The sequence below is a fragment of the Streptomyces sp. NPDC059009 genome (assembly GCF_042740175.1).
Taxonomy (GTDB): Bacteria; Actinomycetota; Actinomycetes; order Streptomycetales; family Streptomycetaceae; genus Streptomyces.
Genome location: NZ_JBHYJB010000002.1, coordinates 261,145 through 280,806, shown reverse-complemented (window position 1 = coordinate 280,806; position 19,662 = coordinate 261,145). Strand labels below are relative to the sequence as shown.

1 protein-coding gene is annotated in these 19,662 nt (G+C 73.1%); it reads right to left on the bottom strand.

Annotated elements, in window-relative coordinates; all coding sequences use genetic code 11:
- Positions 1-63: 63 nt before the first annotated feature.
- Positions 64-19,632, bottom strand: coding sequence for an amino acid adenylation domain-containing protein (locus tag ACFWYM_RS03035; RefSeq protein WP_384829243.1), 19,569 nt, complete (start codon positions 19,630-19,632; stop codon positions 64-66).
- Between the last annotated feature and the right edge of the window lie 30 nt (positions 19,633-19,662).

The window sequence follows — 19,662 nt, the reverse complement described above, 5'->3', positions numbered from 1 at the left end:
CGTTGCCGGTTGCCGGTTGCCCGTTGCCGGTCACTGGCTGCCGGTCACTGTTTCACGTGAAACTCAACTCGCCCTCGCCCGCCAGAAGTTGATGATCATTCCCTCGTCGATCTCCGGCACCGTCACCCCGAGCCGGGTGAGCTCCCGCAGGGTCGCGTCATTGCGGTACGCGTTGAGGGCGGCCCGGGGGCCCGTCTCGGCCAGGTGCTCCTCGATCACCCGAAGGTAGGGCAGGAAGGGCAGGTCACGGCCCGCTTCGGCGGCCTCGCGGAGGTGGGTCAGCCACTCGGGCAGGGGGAGTGGCCGGGTGCGGGTGCCGTGGAGGGCGTCGTGGACGCGCAGGAAGTCGGCCGGGGACGTCTCCTCGGGATGGTGGAGGTGGTGGGTGGTGGTGCCGCGCGGTCCGGGAGTTCCGGTGGCGTCGTCCAGGAGCAGGGCCACCAGGGCGCGGGCCGTCGTGTCGGCGGGCAGCAGCGCCGCCGCCATCGACGGGTCGTCCGGGTAGGAGCCGAGGGCGGCGCAGGTGGCGAGGAGGCGGCAGAACATGTCGTCCTCGTTGACGGCGCCGCTGTCCGTCTCCGCCCAGATGCGGCCGAGCCGGTGGATGCGGGCGCTCGCGCCGCGGTCGATGGCGCGCTGCACCAGTCGGTCGGCGGCCCACTTGCTCGCCGAGTAGCCGTCCTCGTGCTGCTCGGTGTCGCAGGGCGAGTCCTCGGTGACGAGACGGCCGTCGCCCTGGAAGACGCCGAGCGTGGAGACATGGTGCAGCCGCTTGGGGCGGCCCTCGGCGGCGAGGCGCAGCAGGGCGCGGGTGCCGCCGACGTTCGCCGCCTTGAGGCGTTCGTACGGGGCGAAGTGGTGGACGTGGGCGCCCGCGTGGACGATCGTGTCGACCTCGTCGCGGACCCGGGACCGCAGCTCCGGGTCGAGGCCGAGCTCGGGCCGGGCCAGGTCGCCGCGGACGGCGTGGACGCGCCCGGTGTGGGGCGTGATGTCGATGCCGTACGAGGTGAGGGCCGCGTGGAGGCGCGAGCGGGCCTCGGCGTCCGTGGCGGCCCGGGTCAGGCAGAGGATGTCGGCGCCGGTCCGGTCGAGCAGTTCGCGCAGAACGAAGGCGCCGACGAAGCCGGTGGCTCCCGTCAGGAGGACGGTGCGCGGGGCGCCCGGTGGGACGGGCGGGAAGCGCAGGCCGGGGTCGAGCTCGGTCTCGCTCTCCGGCAGCGCGTGCCGGGTGACGGGGGATGTGGTGCCGTCCGACGCCTCCAACCGGTCGATCAGGCGCGCCAGTTCCTGCACCGTGGCCCCGGCGAGGAACTCCGTGACCCGCACGCGCACCCCGAACTCGGCGTCCACGCGGGCGAGCAGCCGGATGATGAGCAGGGAGTGGCCGCCGAGGGCGAAGAAGTCGTCGTCGATGCCGATCTCGTGCGCGGGCACGCCGAGCACCTGGGCATAGAGGTCGATCACGGTCTGCTCGCGGCCGGTGCGGGGCGCCCGGTACGCGACCGTGGCCAGCTCCGGCTCGGGCAGCGCCGCCTGGTCGAGCTTTCCGTTGGGGGTCAGGGGCAGCCGGTCGAGGACGGTGAAGGTCGCGGGGACCAGGAAGCGGGGCAGCCGGTCGGTGAGGAAAGCGCGGAGGGCGCCGGTGTCGACGGGGGCCACCGTCGACTCGCTCTCCACAACTACATCTGCATCTGCATCTACCGGAACCACGTACGCCGCCAGCTGCCTCCCCTGCGTCCCGTCCCCGGGCTCGTGGGCGACGACCGCCGCCTGGCTCACGTCGGGGTGGGCGAGCAGGGCCGCCTCGATCTCGCCGGGTTCGAGGCGGAAGCCGCGGACCTTGAGCTGGCTGTCGGCGCGGCCCACGTACTCCAGTTGTCCCCCGGCGTTCCAGCGGGCCAGGTCGCCCGTGCGGTACATGCGGGCGCCGGGCGGGCCGTACGGGTCGGGGACGAAGCGGGTCGCGGTGAGGGCCGCCTGGCCGTGGTAGCCGCGGGCGACGTTCCCGCCCACGTAGAGCTCGCCCGTCACGCCCTCCGGGACCGCGATGAGGCCGGGGCCCAGGACGTAGGCGCGCATGTTGCCGAGGGGATCGCCGATCGGGGCGCTGCCGGAGGCCGTCGACAGTTCGTCACCGGGCACCGTGAACGTCGTCGCGTAGAACGACTCCGTCTGCCCGTACGCGTTGACGATCCGCGCCCCCGGGAACGCCTCCCGGACCCGGCGCACCAGGCCCGACGACAGGCCCTCGCCCGCGAAGACCACCGTGTCCGCGGCCGTCGTGCCCGCGATCTCGTCGAGGAGCTCGGCGAAGACCGACGGCACGGTGCTGATCACATTGCCGCGCCAGTTCCGCCGCTCGCCCAGCTCCAGGACGTCGCGGACCAGTTCCACGACGCCGCCCCGCACCAGGGTCGTGAAGAGCTCGAAGACGGAGATGTCGAAGTTGACCGAGGCGCCCGCGAGGGTGCGGCCGCCCGGCTCGACGCCGAGCTGTTCGGCGAGCCGGAGCACGCCGTTGACGACCGTGCGGTGGCTGATGTCGACGCCCTTGGGCGTGCCCGTCGAGCCGGAGGTGTACATCACGTACGCGAGGTTGCGCGGGAGCAGCGGGGTGCTGCGGTCGGCGTCCGTGAGGTCCGCGCAGGTGCCCGGCGTCAGATCCAGGTCGAGGTCCTCGACGCGGAGCACCGGGACGTCCGTCGGCGGCAGCACCGCGGCCGCCGTCGCCGCGTCGGTGAGGACCAGGCGCGGCCGGGCATCGTCCAGGATGAACCCGAGCCGTTCGCCCGGGTATTCGGGGTCGAGCGGCAGGTACGCGCCGCCCGCCTTGTGCACGGCGAGGAGGCTCACCACGAGTCCGGCCGAGCGCGGCAGCGAGAGGGCCACGACGGTCTCGGGGCCGACGCCGCGGTCGACGAGTTCGCGGGCGAGCCGGTTGGCGCGCGCGTTCAGCTCCCCGTACGTCAGCGACACTTCACCGGCCACGAGCGCGACCGCGTCCGGGGTGGCCGCCGCCTGCTCCTCGAAGAGCCGGGGGACCGTCACCTCGGGCGTCGGCACGGCGGTGGCGTTGCGCCGGGGCAGCGACGGCAGCCGCTCGGCCTCGCTCCTGGCGTCGACCAGGACGGCCGGGGTGGCCGGGTCGGCGAGGAACTGGCGCAGGACCCGCACGAGCCGGTCGCCGATGACCTCGACGGCGTCCTTGCCGACGGCGTCCGGCCGGTACTGGAGGGAGAGCCGCAGGTAGGGGTCGGCGCCCGCGAGGACCGTCAGCGGGTAGTGGGAGCCGGTGAACGGCCGCAGCCCGGTGAAGGTGATCCCGGCGGCGCCGCCCGCGTCGGCGAGGCCCGCCTGGTCGACCGGGTAGGACTGGAACACCACGAGGGTGTCGAAGAGTTCCTTGAGGCCGGTGGCCCGCTGGATGTCGGAGAGCCCGTAGTGGTGGTGGTCCAGGAGGGCGCCCTGCCGGTCCTGGAGGGCGGTGAAGACCTGGCTGAGGGTGTCGCCGGGCGCGTACCGCACGCGTACGGGCAGGGTGTTGATGAAGAGGCCGACCATCGAGTCGATGCCGGTGACGGCGGGCGGGCGGCCCGAGACGGTGGTTCCGAAGACCACGTCCTGGCGGCCGGTCAGCCCCGACAGGAGGACGGCCCAGGCGCCCTGGACCAGCGTGTTGAGGGTGACGCCGAGCTCGGCGGCGCGCCGCGAGAGGGCCCGTGCCTCCTCGACGGGCAGCGGGACGTCGAGGTGGCCGATGCCCACGGGTGCGCCGGGGCCGCGGCCCGTGCCGGGCCCGCTCAGGAGCAGCGTCGGCTCGTCCACGCCCGCGAACTCCTCGGCCCAGGCGCGGGCCGCGGCCTCGCGGTCGTCCTGCCCGGTGAGCCAGGTCAGGAAGTCGCGGTAGGGGCGGAGGCGCGGCAGCACCGCGAGCCCGCCCTGGGACCCGTACTCGCCCTGGGACCCGTACTGGGTCTCAGCCCCGTACTGAGTCTCGGACCCGCTCTCGCCCTGGGCCCCGTACAGAAGCAGCAGGTCCCGCATGAGCAGCGGGAACGACCAGCCGTCGAAGAGGACGTGGTGGGCGGTGAGGACCAGGTCGGAGCGGTCGTCCGCGAGCCGCACCAGGGAGAGGCGCAGCAGCGGCGGTTCGGCCGGGTCGAAGTGGGCGGCGTGGTCGTCGGCCAGGAACCGGTCGAGGGCCGCCGCACGCTCCCCTTCGTCCATCGCCCGCAAGTCCAGCTCGCGCCAGGGAAGTTCAACGCCCTCGGCCACGATCTGGTGGAGCTCGCCGCCCGCGTCCGGGGCGAACGCGACGCGCAGGTTGGCGTGCCGGTCGAGGAGCGCCTGCCCGGCCGCCCGCATCCGCCGCGCGTCGACCGCGCCGGACACGTGGAAGGTCAGCTGCATCTGGTACGCGTCGAACGCGTCGTCGTTCAGGAGCGCGTGGAAGAGCAGCCCGGACTGGAGGGGTGTCAGCGGCCATACGTCGGTCAGGCCGGGGTAGCGCCGCTGCCAGGTCTCGATGTCGGACTGGGCCACGTCGACCAGGGCCAGGTCGGAGGGCGTGCGGCCACCCGCGTCCGGGCTCTCCACGTGGCGGGCGAGTCCGGTGAGGGCACGGCACCACAAGTCGGCCAGTTCCTGGACCTCTTGGGCGGTGAGCAGCCCGGAGGGGAAGGCCAGGTGGGCGTCGAGGACGGGTCCGTCGGCCGTGTCGGTGACCAGCGTGTCGATCTCCAGGGTGGAGAGCGCGGGCAGGTCGTCGCCCAAGGATGTCTCCAGGCCCAGGAGTTCGGGTGCCTGGGTCCAGCCGAGGCCGGACAGCTCCTCGGGCATGTCGGCGGCGGAGAAACGGCCCAGGTAGTTGAAGGAGATCTGCCCGGACGGCAACTGGCGCAGTTCGGCGGCCGTTTCCTCGTTCAGATAGCGCAGCAACCCGTATCCGATGCCCTTGTCGGGGATGGCGAGGAGCTGCTCCTTGACGGCCTTGACGACGCCGCCCGCGGCCGGACCCCCGTCGAGGGCGTCCTCCACGTCGAAGCCCGCCACGTCGAGCCGTACGGGATACATGCTGGTGAACCAGCCGACCGTGCGGGAGAGATCGGCGCCCGGGACCACGGCCTCCTCACGGCCGTGCCCTTCCAGGCGTACGAGAGCAGAGGACTCGTCGACGCCCCGCCCGCGCCGCCACTTCGCCACGGCAAGGGCGAGCGCGGACAGGAGGCCGTCGTTGACCCCGCCGTGGAAGGCGGCGGGCACGCGCGTCAGCAGCGCCTCGGTCACCGCCGTCGGCACGCGCACCGAGAGCCGCTCCACCGTGGACATGACGTCGACGGCAGGGTCCAGGTGACGGGTGCCGAGGAGGGGGTCGGGGCCGTCCACCAGGTGCTGCCACAGGGCGAGTTCGGCCGTGCGTCCGGGGCGTTCGGCCTCCTCGGCGAGGGCGTGTGTCCAGCGCCGTACGGAGGTCCCGACGGCCGGAAGGCGCGGGGGCCTGCCCTCCCGTACGTCCTTCCAGGCAGCCGCGAGGTCCGGGAGCAGGATCCGCCACGACACCCCGTCCACGACAAAGTGGTGCAGCACGATCAGCAGGCGGCCGCTCTCGGCGGCACCCCGGTCGAACCACACGAACTGGGCCATCACGCCGGACTCGGGGTCCAACCTGTCCGCCGCCGCGTCCAGTTCAGCCTCGGCCCGCTCGCGTGCGGGCTCCCCCGCGCACTCCACCCGGTGGATGAGCTCGGTCACATCCACCGAGCCCGGCGCGGCGGCCAGCAGCGCGCTGCCCCGCAGGGTGGAGCGCAGGATGTCGTGCCGGTCGATGACGGCGGTCAGGGTCGTTTCGAGCCCCGCGCCGTCGATGCCCACCGGCAGCTCGACCGCCGTGGACATCGCGAACCGGCTGTGGTCACCGCCGAGTTCGCGGAGATAGGAGGCGATGGGCAGAAGCGGGAAGGCTCCGGTGCCGCCGCCCTCGAACTCTTCGAGGACCGCGTCCGCGCCCTGGTCGGTGGCGGCCGCGGCGAGCTCCGCCACGGTGCGGCGCTCGAAGATCTGCCGGGGTGTGACGGTGACGCGCTGGGCGCGGGCCCGCGAGACGACCTGGATGGAGCGGATGCTGTCGCCTCCGATGGCGAAGAAGTCGTCGTCGACGCCCACCCGCTCCAGGCCGAGGACGTCCGCGTAGACGGTGGCCAGGATCCGCTCCCGCTCGGTGCCGGGGGCCCGGTAGCCGCCGCCGGTGTACTCCGGGTCGGGCAGGGCCGCCCGGTCCAGCTTCCCGTTCGGGGCGAGCGGCAGCCGGTCGAGGACCACGAACGCCGACGGCACCATGAACTCGGGCAGCCGCCGCGCGACAGAGCTCCGCAGGTCACGCACGGAGAAGGTGGCGGTCAGGTCCACGTCGAGGTCGCCGACGGACTCCGCACCGGCGCCGATGGACGTCGCGTCCGGCACCACGTACCCGACGAGCCGCCCGCCCGCACGGGCCACCACGGCGGCCTGTGCGACGCCCCGGTGGGCGGTGAGGGCGGCCTCGATCTCGGCGGGCTCGATGCGCAGGCCGCGCACCTTGATCTGGGTGTCGCCGCGGCCCACGTACTCCAGCTGCCCGTCCGCGTTCCAGCGGGCCAGGTCACCGGTCCGGTACATACGGGCGCCGGGCACATCGGTGAACGGGTCGGCGACGAACCGCTCCGCCGTCAGATCGGCGCGCTCGTAGTAGCCGCGCGCCACGCTCCCGGCCACGTACAACTCGCCGGTCACGCCCGGGGGGACGGGGGCGAGGGCCGGGCCGAGGACGTAGGCGCGCATGTGGTCCAGGGGGGTGCCGATGGGCGCCGGCTCACCCTCCGCGCCTCCCTCGTCGGAGACAGCGAAGGTCGTCGCGTAGAACGACTCCGTCTGCCCGTACGCATTGACGACCCGCACCCCCGGGAACGCCGCCCGCACCCGCTCCACGAGCCCCGCCGGAAGCCCCTCACCTGCGAAGACAAGGGTCTCCACGGACACCTTGCCCACGATCTCGTCCACCAGCTCGGCGAAGACCGACGGCACGGTGCTGATGACCTGCCCCTCCCAGGAGTCCCGCTCACCGAGCTCCAGCACGTCGCGGACCAGGTCGACGGTGCCGCCGTGGGTCAGGGTCGTGAAGATCTCGTACGCCGACACGTCGAAGTTGACCGAGGTGCTCGCCAGCGTCCGCGTGCCCGGGGCGATCCCGGTGCGCTCGGCCAGCCGCAGCACACCGTTGACCACGCCGTGGTGGGTGAGGGAGACGCCCTTCGGGCGGCCCGTCGAGCCGGACGTGTACATCACGTACGCGAGGTTGGCCGGGGAGAGGGGCGCGGTGCGCTCGGCGTCGGCGAGGTCCGCGCCGGACCCGGCGCGGAGGTCGAGGGCGTCGACGAGCACCGTCGGCGTATCCGTGCGCGGCAGCGCATCCGTGCGCGACAGCACGTCCGCACGCGACAGCACGTCCGCGCGCGTGCCGGACTCGGTCAGGACCAGCTTCGGGCGGGCGTGCCCGAGGATGAACTCGACGCGCTCGCCCGGGTACGCGGGGTCGAGCGGCAGATAGGCCGCGCCCGCCTTCAGGACGGCGAGCAGGCCCGTCACGAGGTCGGCGGTGCGGGGCAGCGCGACGGCGACCACGGTCTCCGGGCCGACGCCCCGCCGGACCAGCTCCCGCGCGAGCCGGTTGGCACGCGCGTTCAACTCCCCGTACGAAAGGGACACTTCACCGGCCACCAGGGCGGGTGCGTCCGGCGTGGCCGACGCCTGCCGCTCCACGAGGTCGACCAGGGTGCCGGCCGACTCGGCCACGACCGCGTCGCCGGACTTGCCGGACACGGCGGACTCGCCGAGCACGGCGGACACGGCGAACACGGCGGACTCGCCGGACTCGCCGGACCCTCCGGACTCGGGGAAGAGCCGCTCCCGCTCCCCCTCCTCCAGCAGGTCCACCGCACCGACGGGCCGCCCGGGCTCCGCCACCAGCTGCCGCAGCGCACGCACGTAACGCCCCGCGAGGGACTCGGCGGTCGCACGGTCGAACAGGTCCGTGGCCCACTCCAGGAAGCCCTGCACCTCGCGGCCGCGCCCGTCGGCGGAGGCGACCTCGGTGAGGTTGAGGAACAGGTCGAACTTGGCCGTGCCGGTCTTGGCGGGCAGGTGGCCCACCCGCAGGCCCGGCAGGTCGAAGGCGGCCTTGTCGAAGTTCTGCCAGGCGAACATCGTCTGGAACAGCGGGTGGTGGGCCGTGGACCGCTCGGGGTTCAGGAGCTCCACGAGCCGCTCGAAGGGCGCGTCCTGGTTCTCGTACGCGGCCAGGGCCTTGCCCCGTACGCGCTCCAGGAGTTCCTCGAAGGTCGGGGTGCCGGAGAGGTCGGCGCGCAGCACCCAGGTGTTCACGAAGAAGCCGACCATGCCGTCCAGGGCCTCGTCCGTGCGGCCCGCGATGGGCGAGCCGACGGGGATGTCGTCCCCTGCGCCCAGCTGGTGCAGCAGCACGGCGAGCACGGACTGCATGACCATCGCCACGGTCACGTCGCGCTCCTGCGCCAACTCCTCGACCTCGCAGAGGAGTTCCTCGTCGATGCTGAACTCCAGCAGGTCGCCGCGGTGGCTCGCCCGGGCCGGGCGGGGCCGGTCGGTGGGCAGGCGCAGCGGCTGCGGGACGCCCGCGAGCTCCTCGCGCCAGTACGCGGACTGCACGGCGAGCACGCTGTGCGGGTCCGACTCGTCGCCGAGCAGCTCGCGCTGCCAGAGCGTGTAGTCGGCGTACTGGACGGGCAGTTCGGCCCAGGCGGGTGCCTCGCCGCGGCGGCGCGCTGCGTAGGCGGCGCACAGGTCGCGGACGAGCGGCGCGAAGGACTGGCCGTCGCCCGCGATGTGGTGGATGAGCAGCGACAGGACGTAGTCCTCGGAGCCGGTGCGCAGGATGCGGGCCCGCACCGGGATCTCCGCCGACAGGTCGAAGCAGTGTCCGGCGGCGCGCGTCACGGCGTCGCTCACGTACTCGGAGTCGACGACCGTGACGGGGATGTCGAGCCGTGCCTCGGCGGCGTCGGCGTCCAGGACCACCTGGTGGGGCACGCCCGCGCCGTCCTGCCGGTAGACGGTGCGCAGGGCCTCGTGCCGGGCCACCACGTCACGGACCGCGTCCGCGAGGGCCGCCGTGTCGAGGTCGCCGGTGAGACGCAGGGCCAGCGGGATGTTGTACGTGGCCGAGGGCCCCTCGAACCGGTCCAGGAACCAGAGCCTGCGCTGCGCGTACGACAGGGGGAGGCGCTCGGGCCGGGTGCGGCGGGCGGCACGGGCCAGCGGCGGGCGGACCGTCAGGCCGGGCGTCAGGGTGCGGGCGAGCTCCGCGACGGTGGGCGCCTCGAAGACGGCGCCGATGGGGAGTTCGGCGGCGAGCTCGGTGCGGATCCGGCTGACCAGACGGGTGGCGAGCAGGGAGTGGCCGCCCAGCGTGAAGAAGTTGTCGTCGATGCCGATCTCGTCGGTGGGCACGCCGAGGACCTCGGCGAACAGGCCCGCGAGGACGCGCTCGCGCTCGGTGCGGGGCGCCCGGTAGGCGACCGTGGTGAAGTCCGGCTCGGGCAGCGCGGCCCGGTCGAGCTTGCCGTTCGGCAGCAGCGGCAGCCGGTCGAGGACCACGAAGGCCGAGGGCACCATGAACTCGGGGAGGCGGCGGACGGTGAACTCGCGCAGCTCTTCGGCCGATACGGCGTAGGTCCACAGGTGCTCGCCGAACTCGTCGAAGTCCTCGAACTCGTCGAAGTCCTCGAACTCATCTGAGGTGGTGAAGGCGTCGGGGTCGAGGTGGTCGGGGGCGTCGTCCGGGATGGGCGCCAGGTCCGCGACGGCGTACGCCACCAGCTGCCGGTCCGCACTGCCGCCGCGTCCCTCGCGGGCGACCACGGCCGCCTGCCGCACCTCGGGGTGGGCGGCGAGGGCGGCCTCGATCTCGGCGGGCTCGATGCGGAAGCCGCGCACCTTGATCTGGGTGTCACCGCGGCCCACGTACTCCAGCTGCCCGTCCGCGTTCCAGCGGGCCAGGTCACCGGTCCGGTACATGCGGGAGCCGGGCGGCCCGAACGGGTCGGCGACGAACCGCTCCGCCGTCAGATCGGCGCGCTCGTAGTAGCCGCGCGCCACGCTCCCGGCCACGTACAACTCGCCGATGGCGCCCGGCGGCACCGGCTGGAGACCCGAACTCAGCACATAGGCACGGGTGTTGCCGAGCGGCCGCCCGATCGGGGCGTTCCCGCCGCCGGTCCACTCGTCGCCCGGGGAGACGGCGAAGGTCGTGGCGTAGAAGGACTCCGTCTGCCCGTACGCGTTGACGACCCGCACCCCAGGGAACGCCGCCCGCACCCGCTCCACGAGGCTCGCGGAGAGCCCCTCACCTGCGAAGACGAGGGTGTCCACACTGGTCCGGTCGGAGATCCGGTCGACCAGCTCGGCGAAGACGGACGGCACGGTGCTGATGACGGCGCCGTTCCAGCCCTCGCGCTCGTCCAGGACCAGCACGTCGCGGACGAGCTCGACGGTGCCGCCGTGGGTCAGGGTCGTGAAGATCTCGTACGCCGACACGTCGAAGTTGACCGAGGTGCCGGCCAGCGTCCGGGCGCCCGGGGTGATCCCGGCGCGGCCCGCGAGCCGCAGCACGCCGTTGACCAGGGCGTGGTGGGTGAGGGAGACGCCCTTCGGGGTGCCGGAGGAGCCCGAGGTGAACATGACGTAGGCGAGGTTCTGCGGGGAGAGGGGCGCGGTGCGCTCGGCGTCGGCGAGATCGGCGCCGGACCCGGTGCCGAGGTCGAGGTCGTCGATGAGCAGCAACGGCGCCTCACCGGAGGCGGCTGGGCCGGAGGCGGACGGACCAGAGGCCGACGGACCAGAGGTGGACGGACCAGAGACAGGCAGTCCAGAGACAGGCAGTCCCGGAGCCGTCCCCCGGTCCGTCAGGACCATGCGGGGCCGCGCCGCCACCAGGATCTGGTCGAGGCGCTCGCTCGGGTAGCGCGGGTCGACGGGCAGATAGGCGCCGCCCGCCTTCAGCACACCGAGCAGCCCGGCCACGAGGTCGGCGGTGCGCGGCAGGGCGACGGCGACCACGGTCTCCGGCCCCACGCCACGCTCGACGAGACGGCGCGCGAGCCGGTTGGCGCGCGCGTTCAACTCCCCGTACGAAAGGGACACTTCACCGGCCACCAGCGCGACCGCGTCCGGCGTGGCCGCCGCCTGCCGCTCGAAGAGCCCGGCGAGGGTCACGTCCGGCACGGACGCCGCCGTGTCGTTGAGCTCCCGCAGCCGGGCGTGCTCGGCGTCGTCCAGGACGTCGACGCGGTCCACGGCCGTGTTCGGGTCGGCCGCCAGCTGCCGCAGCACGCGCGCGAGCCGGCCCGCGAGCAGCGTCGCCGCCTCCTCGCCGACGGTCCGCTCCTGGTACTGGAGGGTCAGGCGCAGCGCCGGGTCGGCCTCCGCCATCAGCGTCACCGGGTAGTGGGTGCCGGTCGAGGGGCGGATCCCGGTGATGGCGAGTCCGGCCGCCGCGTTGGCCTCGCCCAGGCCCGCCCGGTCCACCGGGTACGACTCGAAGACGACGAGGCTGTCGAAGAGGGAGTGCAGGCCGGTGGCCTGAGTGATGTCGGAGAGGCCGTAGTGGTGGTGGTCGAGGAGCGCGGCCTGCCGGTCCTGGAGCCTGGTCAAGAGCTCGGCGAGGGTGTCGCCGGGCGCGTACTCGACGCGTACGGGAAGGGTGTTGATGAACATCCCGACCATCGAGCCGACGTCGGGCAGCTCGGCGGGACGCCCCGAGACGGTCGCCCCGAACACCACGTCCTGGCGGCCGGTGAGCCGCCCCACGAGGACCGCCCAGGCGCCCTGGACCAGCGTGTTGAGGGTGACGCCGAGCTCGGCGGCGCGCCGCGCGAGCACCCGCGCCTCCTCGGGCGTGAGCCCCACCTCGACCCGGCCCGCGCTGCCGGTCGCGGTGCGTCCCGCCACGACGCTGGGCACGAGCAGCGTCGGCTCGTCCACGCCCGCGAGCTCGTCCGCCCAGGCCAGGGCGGCCGTGTCCGGGTTCTTCCAGGAGAGCCAGGACAGGAAGTCGCGGAAGGAGCGGGGCCGCGGCAGCACCGCGAGGTCGCCGTGGGACCCGTACAGGAGCAGCAGGTCCCGCATGAGGAGGGGGAACGACCAGCCGTCGAAGAGGACGTGGTGGGCGGTGAGGACGAGCTCGGACCGGTCGTCCGTGAGCCGCACCAGGGTCAGCCGGAGCAGCGGCGGAGCGGCCGGGTCGAAGTGGGCGGCGTGGTCGTCGGCGAGGACGCGGGCGAAGGTCGACTCGCGCTCGGCGCCGTCGAGTCCGCGCAGGTCGAACTCGCACCAGGGCAGCTCCACCCGGTCGAGGACGAGCTGGAACTGCCGTCCCGCCGCATCGGGCGCGAACGCCGTCCGCAGGCCCGCGTGCCGGTCGAGCAGCGCCTGCCCGGCGGCCCGCATCCGCTCCGGGTCGACCGCGCCGGACACATGGAAGGTCAGCTGCATCTGGTACGCGTCCAGGGCGTCCTCGCGCCGGAGCGCGGCACCCTCGGGCGGCAGAGAAGCTCCCGCCGGCCGCAGCACGGCACCCTCGCCCCGGAGGGCGGCACCCTCGTGCCGCAGCACGGCACCCTTGTTCAGGAGCGAGTGGAAGAGCAGCCCGGACTGGAGGGGCGTCAACGGCCATACGTCGGTCAGGCGCCGGCCCGGGTAACGCGCCTCCCAGGTCTCGATGTCGGCCTGGTCCACCTCGGCCAGGGGCAGGTCGGAGGGGGTGAGGCCGCCGGCGCGCGGGCTGTCGGTGTGCCGGGCGAGCCCGGTGAGGGCGCGGCACCACAAGTCGGCCAGTTCCTGGACCTCTTGGGCGGTGAGCAGCCCGGAGGGGAAGGCCAGGTGGGCGTCGAGGCGGGGGCCCTCGTCGGTGTCGGTGACGAGGGCGGTGATGTCGAGGGCGGAAAGGGCGGGCATGTCCGCGTCGGGCGCCGAGATGAGGGCGGGCAGACCGGTGTCCTGGGTCCAGCCCTGGCCGCGGAGGTGCTCGGGCATGTCCCCGGTCGCGGAGAAACGGCCCAGGTAGTTGAAGGAGATCTGCCCGGACGGCAACTCCCGTAGTTCGGCGGCCGTTTCCTCGTTCAGATAGCGCAGCAGCCCATATCCGATGCCCTTGTCGGGGATGGCGAGGAGCTGCTCCTTGACGGCCTTGACGACGCCGCCCGCGGCCGGACCCCCGTCGAACGCCTCGTCGACATCGAAGCCGCAGGTGTCGAGCCGTACCGGATACATGCTGGTGAACCAGCCGACGGTCCGCGACAGATCAGCCCCCGGAACCACGGCCTCCTCACGGCCGTGCCCCTCCAGACGTACGAGAGCAGAGGACTCCTCGACGCCCCGCCCGCGCCGCCACTTCGCCACGGCAAGGGCGAGCGCGGCCAGCAGGCCGTCGTTGACCCCGCCGTGGAAGGCGGCGGGCACCCGCGTCAGCAGCGCCTCGGTCACCGCCGTCGGCACGCGCACCGAGAGCCGCTCCACGGTCGAGGCGACGTCCACGGAAGGATCCGGGCGACGGGCTCCGATCAGCGGATCCGGGCCGTCCAGCACCCCGCACCACAACGGCAGTTCGGCCAGTCGCTCCGGCCGCGCGGCCTCCTCGGCGAGGGCGTGCGCCCACCGGCGCACGGAGGTCCCGACGGCCGGAAGGCGCGGGGGCCTGCCCTCCCGTACGTCCTTCCAGGCAGCCGCGAGGTCCGGGAGCAGGATCCGCCACGACACCCCGTCCACGACAAAGTGGTGCAGCACGATCAGCAGCCGGCCGCTCTCGGCGGCACCCCGGTCGAACCACACGAACTGCGCCATGATGCTGGCCCGCGGGTTCAACCTCCCCACGGCGGCGTCCAGTTCGGTCTCGACGCGCTCGCGCCACCGCTCGCCCCTGACGGGCCCGTTGTACGCGACCCGGTGGATCAGTTCGGGCACGTCCACCCAGCCCGCGGGGCCGACCAGGAGGGCGCCGCCGCCCTCACCGTCGGCCACGAGGGCCGAGCGCAGCATGTCGTGCCGGTCGATGACGGCGGTCAGCGTCGCGTCGAGGCGCTCGTCGTCCAGCCCCGCGGGCACCTCCACCACCATGGACATCGCGAACCGGTCGTGGCCGCCGCCCAGTTCCAGGAGATACCGCCCGATGGGCGTCAGCGGCAGATCGCCGGTGCCGCCGCCGACGAACTCCTCGAGCACGGCACCGTCCTCCGCGCCGTCCGCGTGCGCGGGGCTGCCCCCTGCGGCGCGGTTCCGGCCCGCGGCACGGACGTCGTCCGGCGCCGCCGCCTCCGCGAGCTCCGCCACCGTGCGCTGCTGGAAGACGAGCCGGGGCGTGACGACGATGCCCCGCGCGCGGGCCCGCGTGACGACCTGGATGGAGCGGATGCTGTCGCCGCCGATGGCGAAGAAGTCGTCGTCGACACCCACCCGGTCGAGCCCGAGCACGTCCGCGTACACCTCGGCGAGGATCCGCTCGCGGTCGGTGCGCGGCGCGCGGTACGTCCCGCCGGTGAACTCCGGGTCGGGCAGGGCCGCCCGGTCCAGCTTCCCGTTGGGCGCGAGCGGCAGCCGGTCGAGGACCACGAACGCCGACGGCACCATGAACTCGGGCAGCCGCCGGAGGGCGAAGGCGCGGAGCTCGCGGGCAGAGACACCGGAGCTCAGGTCCACGTCGAGATCACCGACGGGCTCCTCGGACCCCACGGACCTCACGGGCTCCACGGACCTCACGGACTGCACAGACCCCACGGGCTCCACGGGCTCCACCGTCACGTCGGCGGGCAGCCTCTCCGGCACCACGTACCCGACGAGTTGCCCACCCTGCCGCGCCACCACGGCGGCCTGGGCGACCCCCCGGTGCGCGGTCAGCGCGGCCTCGATCTCCCCCGGCTCGATGCGGAAGCCCCGCACCTTCACCTGGGCATCGGCGCGACCCACGTATTCGAGGTGCCCGTCCGCGTTCCAGCGGGCCAGGTCACCCGTCCGGTACATGCGGGCGCCGGGCTCGTCCGCGAACGGGTCGGGCACGAAGCGGGCCGCGGTGAGAGCGGGCTGCCCGTGATAGCCACGCGCGACCTTGCCCGCCACATAGAGCTCACCCGTCACACCTTGCGGGACCGGGACGAGGCCGGGGCCGAGGACGTAGGTGCGCATGTTGCCGAGGGGGGCGCCGATGGGGGTGGTTCCCGGGGAAGTGGTTGCCGGGGAAGTGGTTGCCGGGGGGGCGCTTCCCGCGGAGGCGCTTACGGAAGCCGTGTCGTACGTCGTGGCGTGGGCGCCTTCGGATGCCGTGTCGTACGTCATCGCGTGGGCGCCTTCGGAAGCCGTGTCGTACGTCGTCGCGTAGAAGGACTCCGTCTGCCCGTACGCGTTGACGACCCGCACCCCCGGGAACGCCGCCCGCACCCGCTCCACGAGCCCCGCCGGAAGCCCCTCACCTGCGAAGACAAGGGTCTCCACGGACACCTTGCCCGCGATCTCGTCCACCAGCTCGGCGAAGACCGACGGCACGGTGCTGATGACCTGCCCCTCCCAGGAGTCCCGCTCACCGAGCTCCAGCACGTCGCGGACCAGGTCGACAGTGCCGCCGTGCGCGAGGGTCGTGAAGATCTCGTACGCCGACACGTCGAAGTTGACCGAGGTGCTCGCCAGCGTCCGCGTGCCCGGGGCGATCCCGGTGCGCACGGCGAGCCGCAGCACACCGTTGGCCAGGCTGTCGTGCGTGACGGAGACACCCTTCGGCGCGCCTTCGGAGCCGGAGGTGTACATCACGTACGCGGGGTGGGCCGGGGCCGGGGCCGTGGGAAGCGCCACGGGGGCGGCCGGCCCCTGCTCGGCCTGGTCGGGGCCGAGTCCGAGGTCGGGGCCGGGGCCGGGGCCGAGTCCAAGCTCGAAGTCAAGGTCGAGGTCGAGTCCGAGTCCGAGTTCGAGATCGAGGACATCGACGAGCAGCACCGGCACATCCGTGCGGGGCAGCACCCCGGCGGCGGTCGCCGCGTCGGTCAGGAGCAGCGCGGGCCGCGCGTCACGGAGGATGAACTCAAGCCGCTGCCCCGGGTACTTGGGGTCGAGCGGCAGATAGGCGCCGCCCGCCTTCAGGACGGCGAGCAGCCCCACCACGAGGTCGGCGGTGCGCGGCAGCGACACCGCGACGACCGTCTCGGGCACCACGCCCCGCCGCCGCAGCAGCCCAGCGACCTGCTCGGCCCTCCGGTTCAACTCCCCATAGGTCCACGTCACTTCACCGGCCACGAGTGCGACCGCATCGGGCGTGGCCGCGGCCTGCCGCTCGAAGAGCCCGGGGACCGTCGCCTCGGGCAGGTCCACCACGGTGTCGTTGAGCCCGTGGAGCAGCGCCTCGCGCTCGTTCGCGTCGAGGAGGTGCACGGCGGCGACCGGGCGCGCGGGGTCGGCCACCAGCTGCCGCAGGGCGCGCACGAACCGGTCCGCGAGCCGCTCCACGGTCCCCTGGTCGAAGAGGTCCGTGGCGTACTCCACCTGCCCCAGCACGCCCCGCCCCGCGGCCACCGGGACCTCGGCCAGGTTGAAGAAGAGGTCGAACCGCGCGGTGCCGGTCCGCGCCCACTCCAACGCGGCCTCGGCCCCGGGCAGCCCGAAGTCGGTCCCGCCGAAGTTCTGCCAGGCCAGCATGGTCTGGAACAGCGGGTTGTACGCGGTCGACCGGTCCGGGCTCAGCACCTCCACGAGCCGCTCGAAGGGCACGTCCTGGTTCTCGTACGCGGCCAGGGCCTTGCCCCGCACCCGCTCGAGGAGTTCGTCGAAGCTCGGGGCACCCGACAGGTCGGCGCGCAGCACCCAGGTGTTGGCGAAGAACCCGACGACGCCTTCGAGGGCCGCGTCGGTGCGCCCCGCGATGGGCGAGCCGATCGGGACGTCGTCCCCGGCACCCAGCTGGTGCAGCAGCACCGCGAGTACGGACTGCATGACCATCGACACGGTCACATCGCGCGCACGCGCCAACTCCTCCACATCGAGCAGAAGTTGTTCATCAATGCTGAACTCCACGCGGTCCCCGAGGTGGCTGGCCCGCGGCGGCCGGGGCCGGTCGGCGGGCAGCCGCAACGGCTGCGGGACCCCCGCGAGCTCCTCGCGCCAGTACGCGGACTGCACGGCGAGCACGCTGTGCGGATCCCCCGCGTCCCCCAGCAACTCCCGCTGCCAGAGCGTGTAGTCGGCGTAGCGCACCGGCAGCGCGTCCCAGGCGGGCGCCGCACCACGACGGCGCGCGTCGTACGCGACCGAGAGGTCCCGCATCAGCGGCGCCAGGGACTCGCCGTCGCCCGCGATGTGATGGATGACAAGGACGAGCACGTGCTCTCGGGGTTCCTGGGACTCATGAGACTCCTGGGCCTTCTGGAGCCCTCGTCCCTCCTCCCCACTGCTCAGCACACAGGCTCGCACCGGGATCTCGGCCGCGAGGTCGAAGCAGTAGCCGGCCGTCCGCTCGACGGCCTCGTCCAGTTCCTCCGCGGCGACCTCGCCGACCAGCACGTCGAGCCGCGCCTCGGCGGCCGGGACGATCTCCTGGTACGGCACTCCGTCCGCGTCCTGCCGGTAGAGCGTCCGCAGACTCTCGTGCCGGCCCACCACGTCCTGCAGCGCCGCCGCGAGGGCCGCCGTGTCGAGGTCGCCGGTGAGACGCAGGGCCAGCGGGATGTTGTACGTGGCCGAGGGCCCCTCGAACCGGTCCAGGAACCAGAGCCTGCGCTGCGCGTACGACAGGGGGAGGCGCTCGGGGAGGGCTTCGGGGCGGGTCGCGGTGAGGGCGGGCCGGAGAGCGAGCCGGAGAGCGGACCCGCCGTCGGACCGCGCCGCGCGCTCCGCCGACAGGTGCCGGGCCAGGGCGGCCGGGGTGGGCGAACCGAAGACGGTCCGGATCGACACCTCGACGCCCAGCTCCTTGCGGATACGGGCGATGAGCCGGGTCGCGGTCAGGGAGGTGCCGCCCAGGGCGAAGAAGTCATCGCTCACGCCGACCCGCTCGACCCCGAGAACATCGCCGTACAGTGCGGCAACGGGCTCGGCGTACGCATCCAACTCGGCGCCGGACACGCTGACTTGGACGCCGTCACCCCCCTGCCCGACGGGAACAGCCCCACCGGGAACGTCCCCGACGGGAACAGCCCTGCCGGGAACGGCGCCGCCGGCCTCCCTGACAGCTCCCACCCCCACCGCACCGACCACCACATCCGGCGCCGCCGCAACCGCCCGGATGACGCCGATCAACTGCCCGGCGAAGAATTCAAGATCCTCCTCGCAGTACACCGTCCCATTGCCATCGAGACGCACGGAAAGATCACTGTCGGAACGCCCGTCGCCGAAGAACGCGATCTGGAGTTCATCAATGGCACCGAGAGACGCACCCGCTTGGAAAAGGGCAGGCACCCCGTCGAAATCAATCTCCTCGATGAAGGGAATGACATTGAGCGTGACACCAAAGGGACTGGTCACGGACCCGGCGCCCACCCGGCGCGCATCCCGCCGTATTTCGGACACCTGATACGCGGAATACCGAAAGACGTCCGCCATCTCCCCGGAGATCTGGTGCGCCACCTCAGCGAACGTCGCGGAAAGCGGCACCCTCGCCCGCAGGGGAACAATGCTCGCCTGCGACCCATAGCCCCGCTTGGTGGCCGCGGTACGCCCAGCGGCAGGCATGGAGAACGTGAATGCGTCTCCCTCTCCCGCATCCACTCCCGCATCCAGTTCTCCCGCATGCCGGAAGAACACAGCAGCAGCCGCCGTCAGGAAAGCGGGCACGGAGACCCCGAGCGCCGCCGCCGCCCGCTCACACGCCCGCACATCCTCCCGCGCCAGGACCGCACTGCGGCGCAGCACGACGGGCCGGTCGGCACCCGCCACCCCCGGCAGCCGCACCGCACCGGGCGCGTCCTCCAGGTACCCCCGCCAGAACGCGGCGGCCTCGCCCCCCTCGTCCGACCCCCGATAGCGCGCGTCCTCACCGACGAGGAACTCCGGATCGGCCAGCGACTCCGGCCCACCCGGCACCGCATCGGCCACGGGCGCCACCGGAAGCCCGCGCCGCAGCGCCGTGTACACCTCGGCCACCCGCTGCGGCAGCAGCCGGAACAAGGTGTAGCCATCAGCGACCAGATGATGGGCGACCGTCGTCAGCAAAAGGCGTTCATCGGAAATCCGCACGACGACGGCCCGGAACAACGCGTCGCGCCCGATCTCAAAGGGCCGCCATTCAAACTCACTCGCACATTCCTCCGCGGCCCGCTCGGGATCCTCGGCGCCCCGCACATCGACGCCGACCGGCTCCCACTGCGCGTGCTCCCGCACCACCTGCCGCACGCCGCCGTCCCCGTCGGCCAGGAAATTGGCCCGTACGGAACGATTCTCCTCGAATACCGCCCGCAGCGCGGCCACGAGCACCGCGGCGTCGACGTCACCGTCGATCACCCACCGAGCGGCGAACTGATTCGGAATCTCAGGCGTCAGCTGCTGCGCCCACCAGAGTCCCTCCTGCGCCGAGGAAACACCGAAAGAACGCATGAGACCAACCCCTAGCGGCACCTTTGACGG

Coding starts and splice junctions, on each gene's coding strand:
- ACFWYM_RS03035 (WP_384829243.1), bottom strand. CDS start 19,632: ATGCGTTCTTTCGGTGTTTCCTCGGCGCAGGAGGGACTCTGGTGGGCG.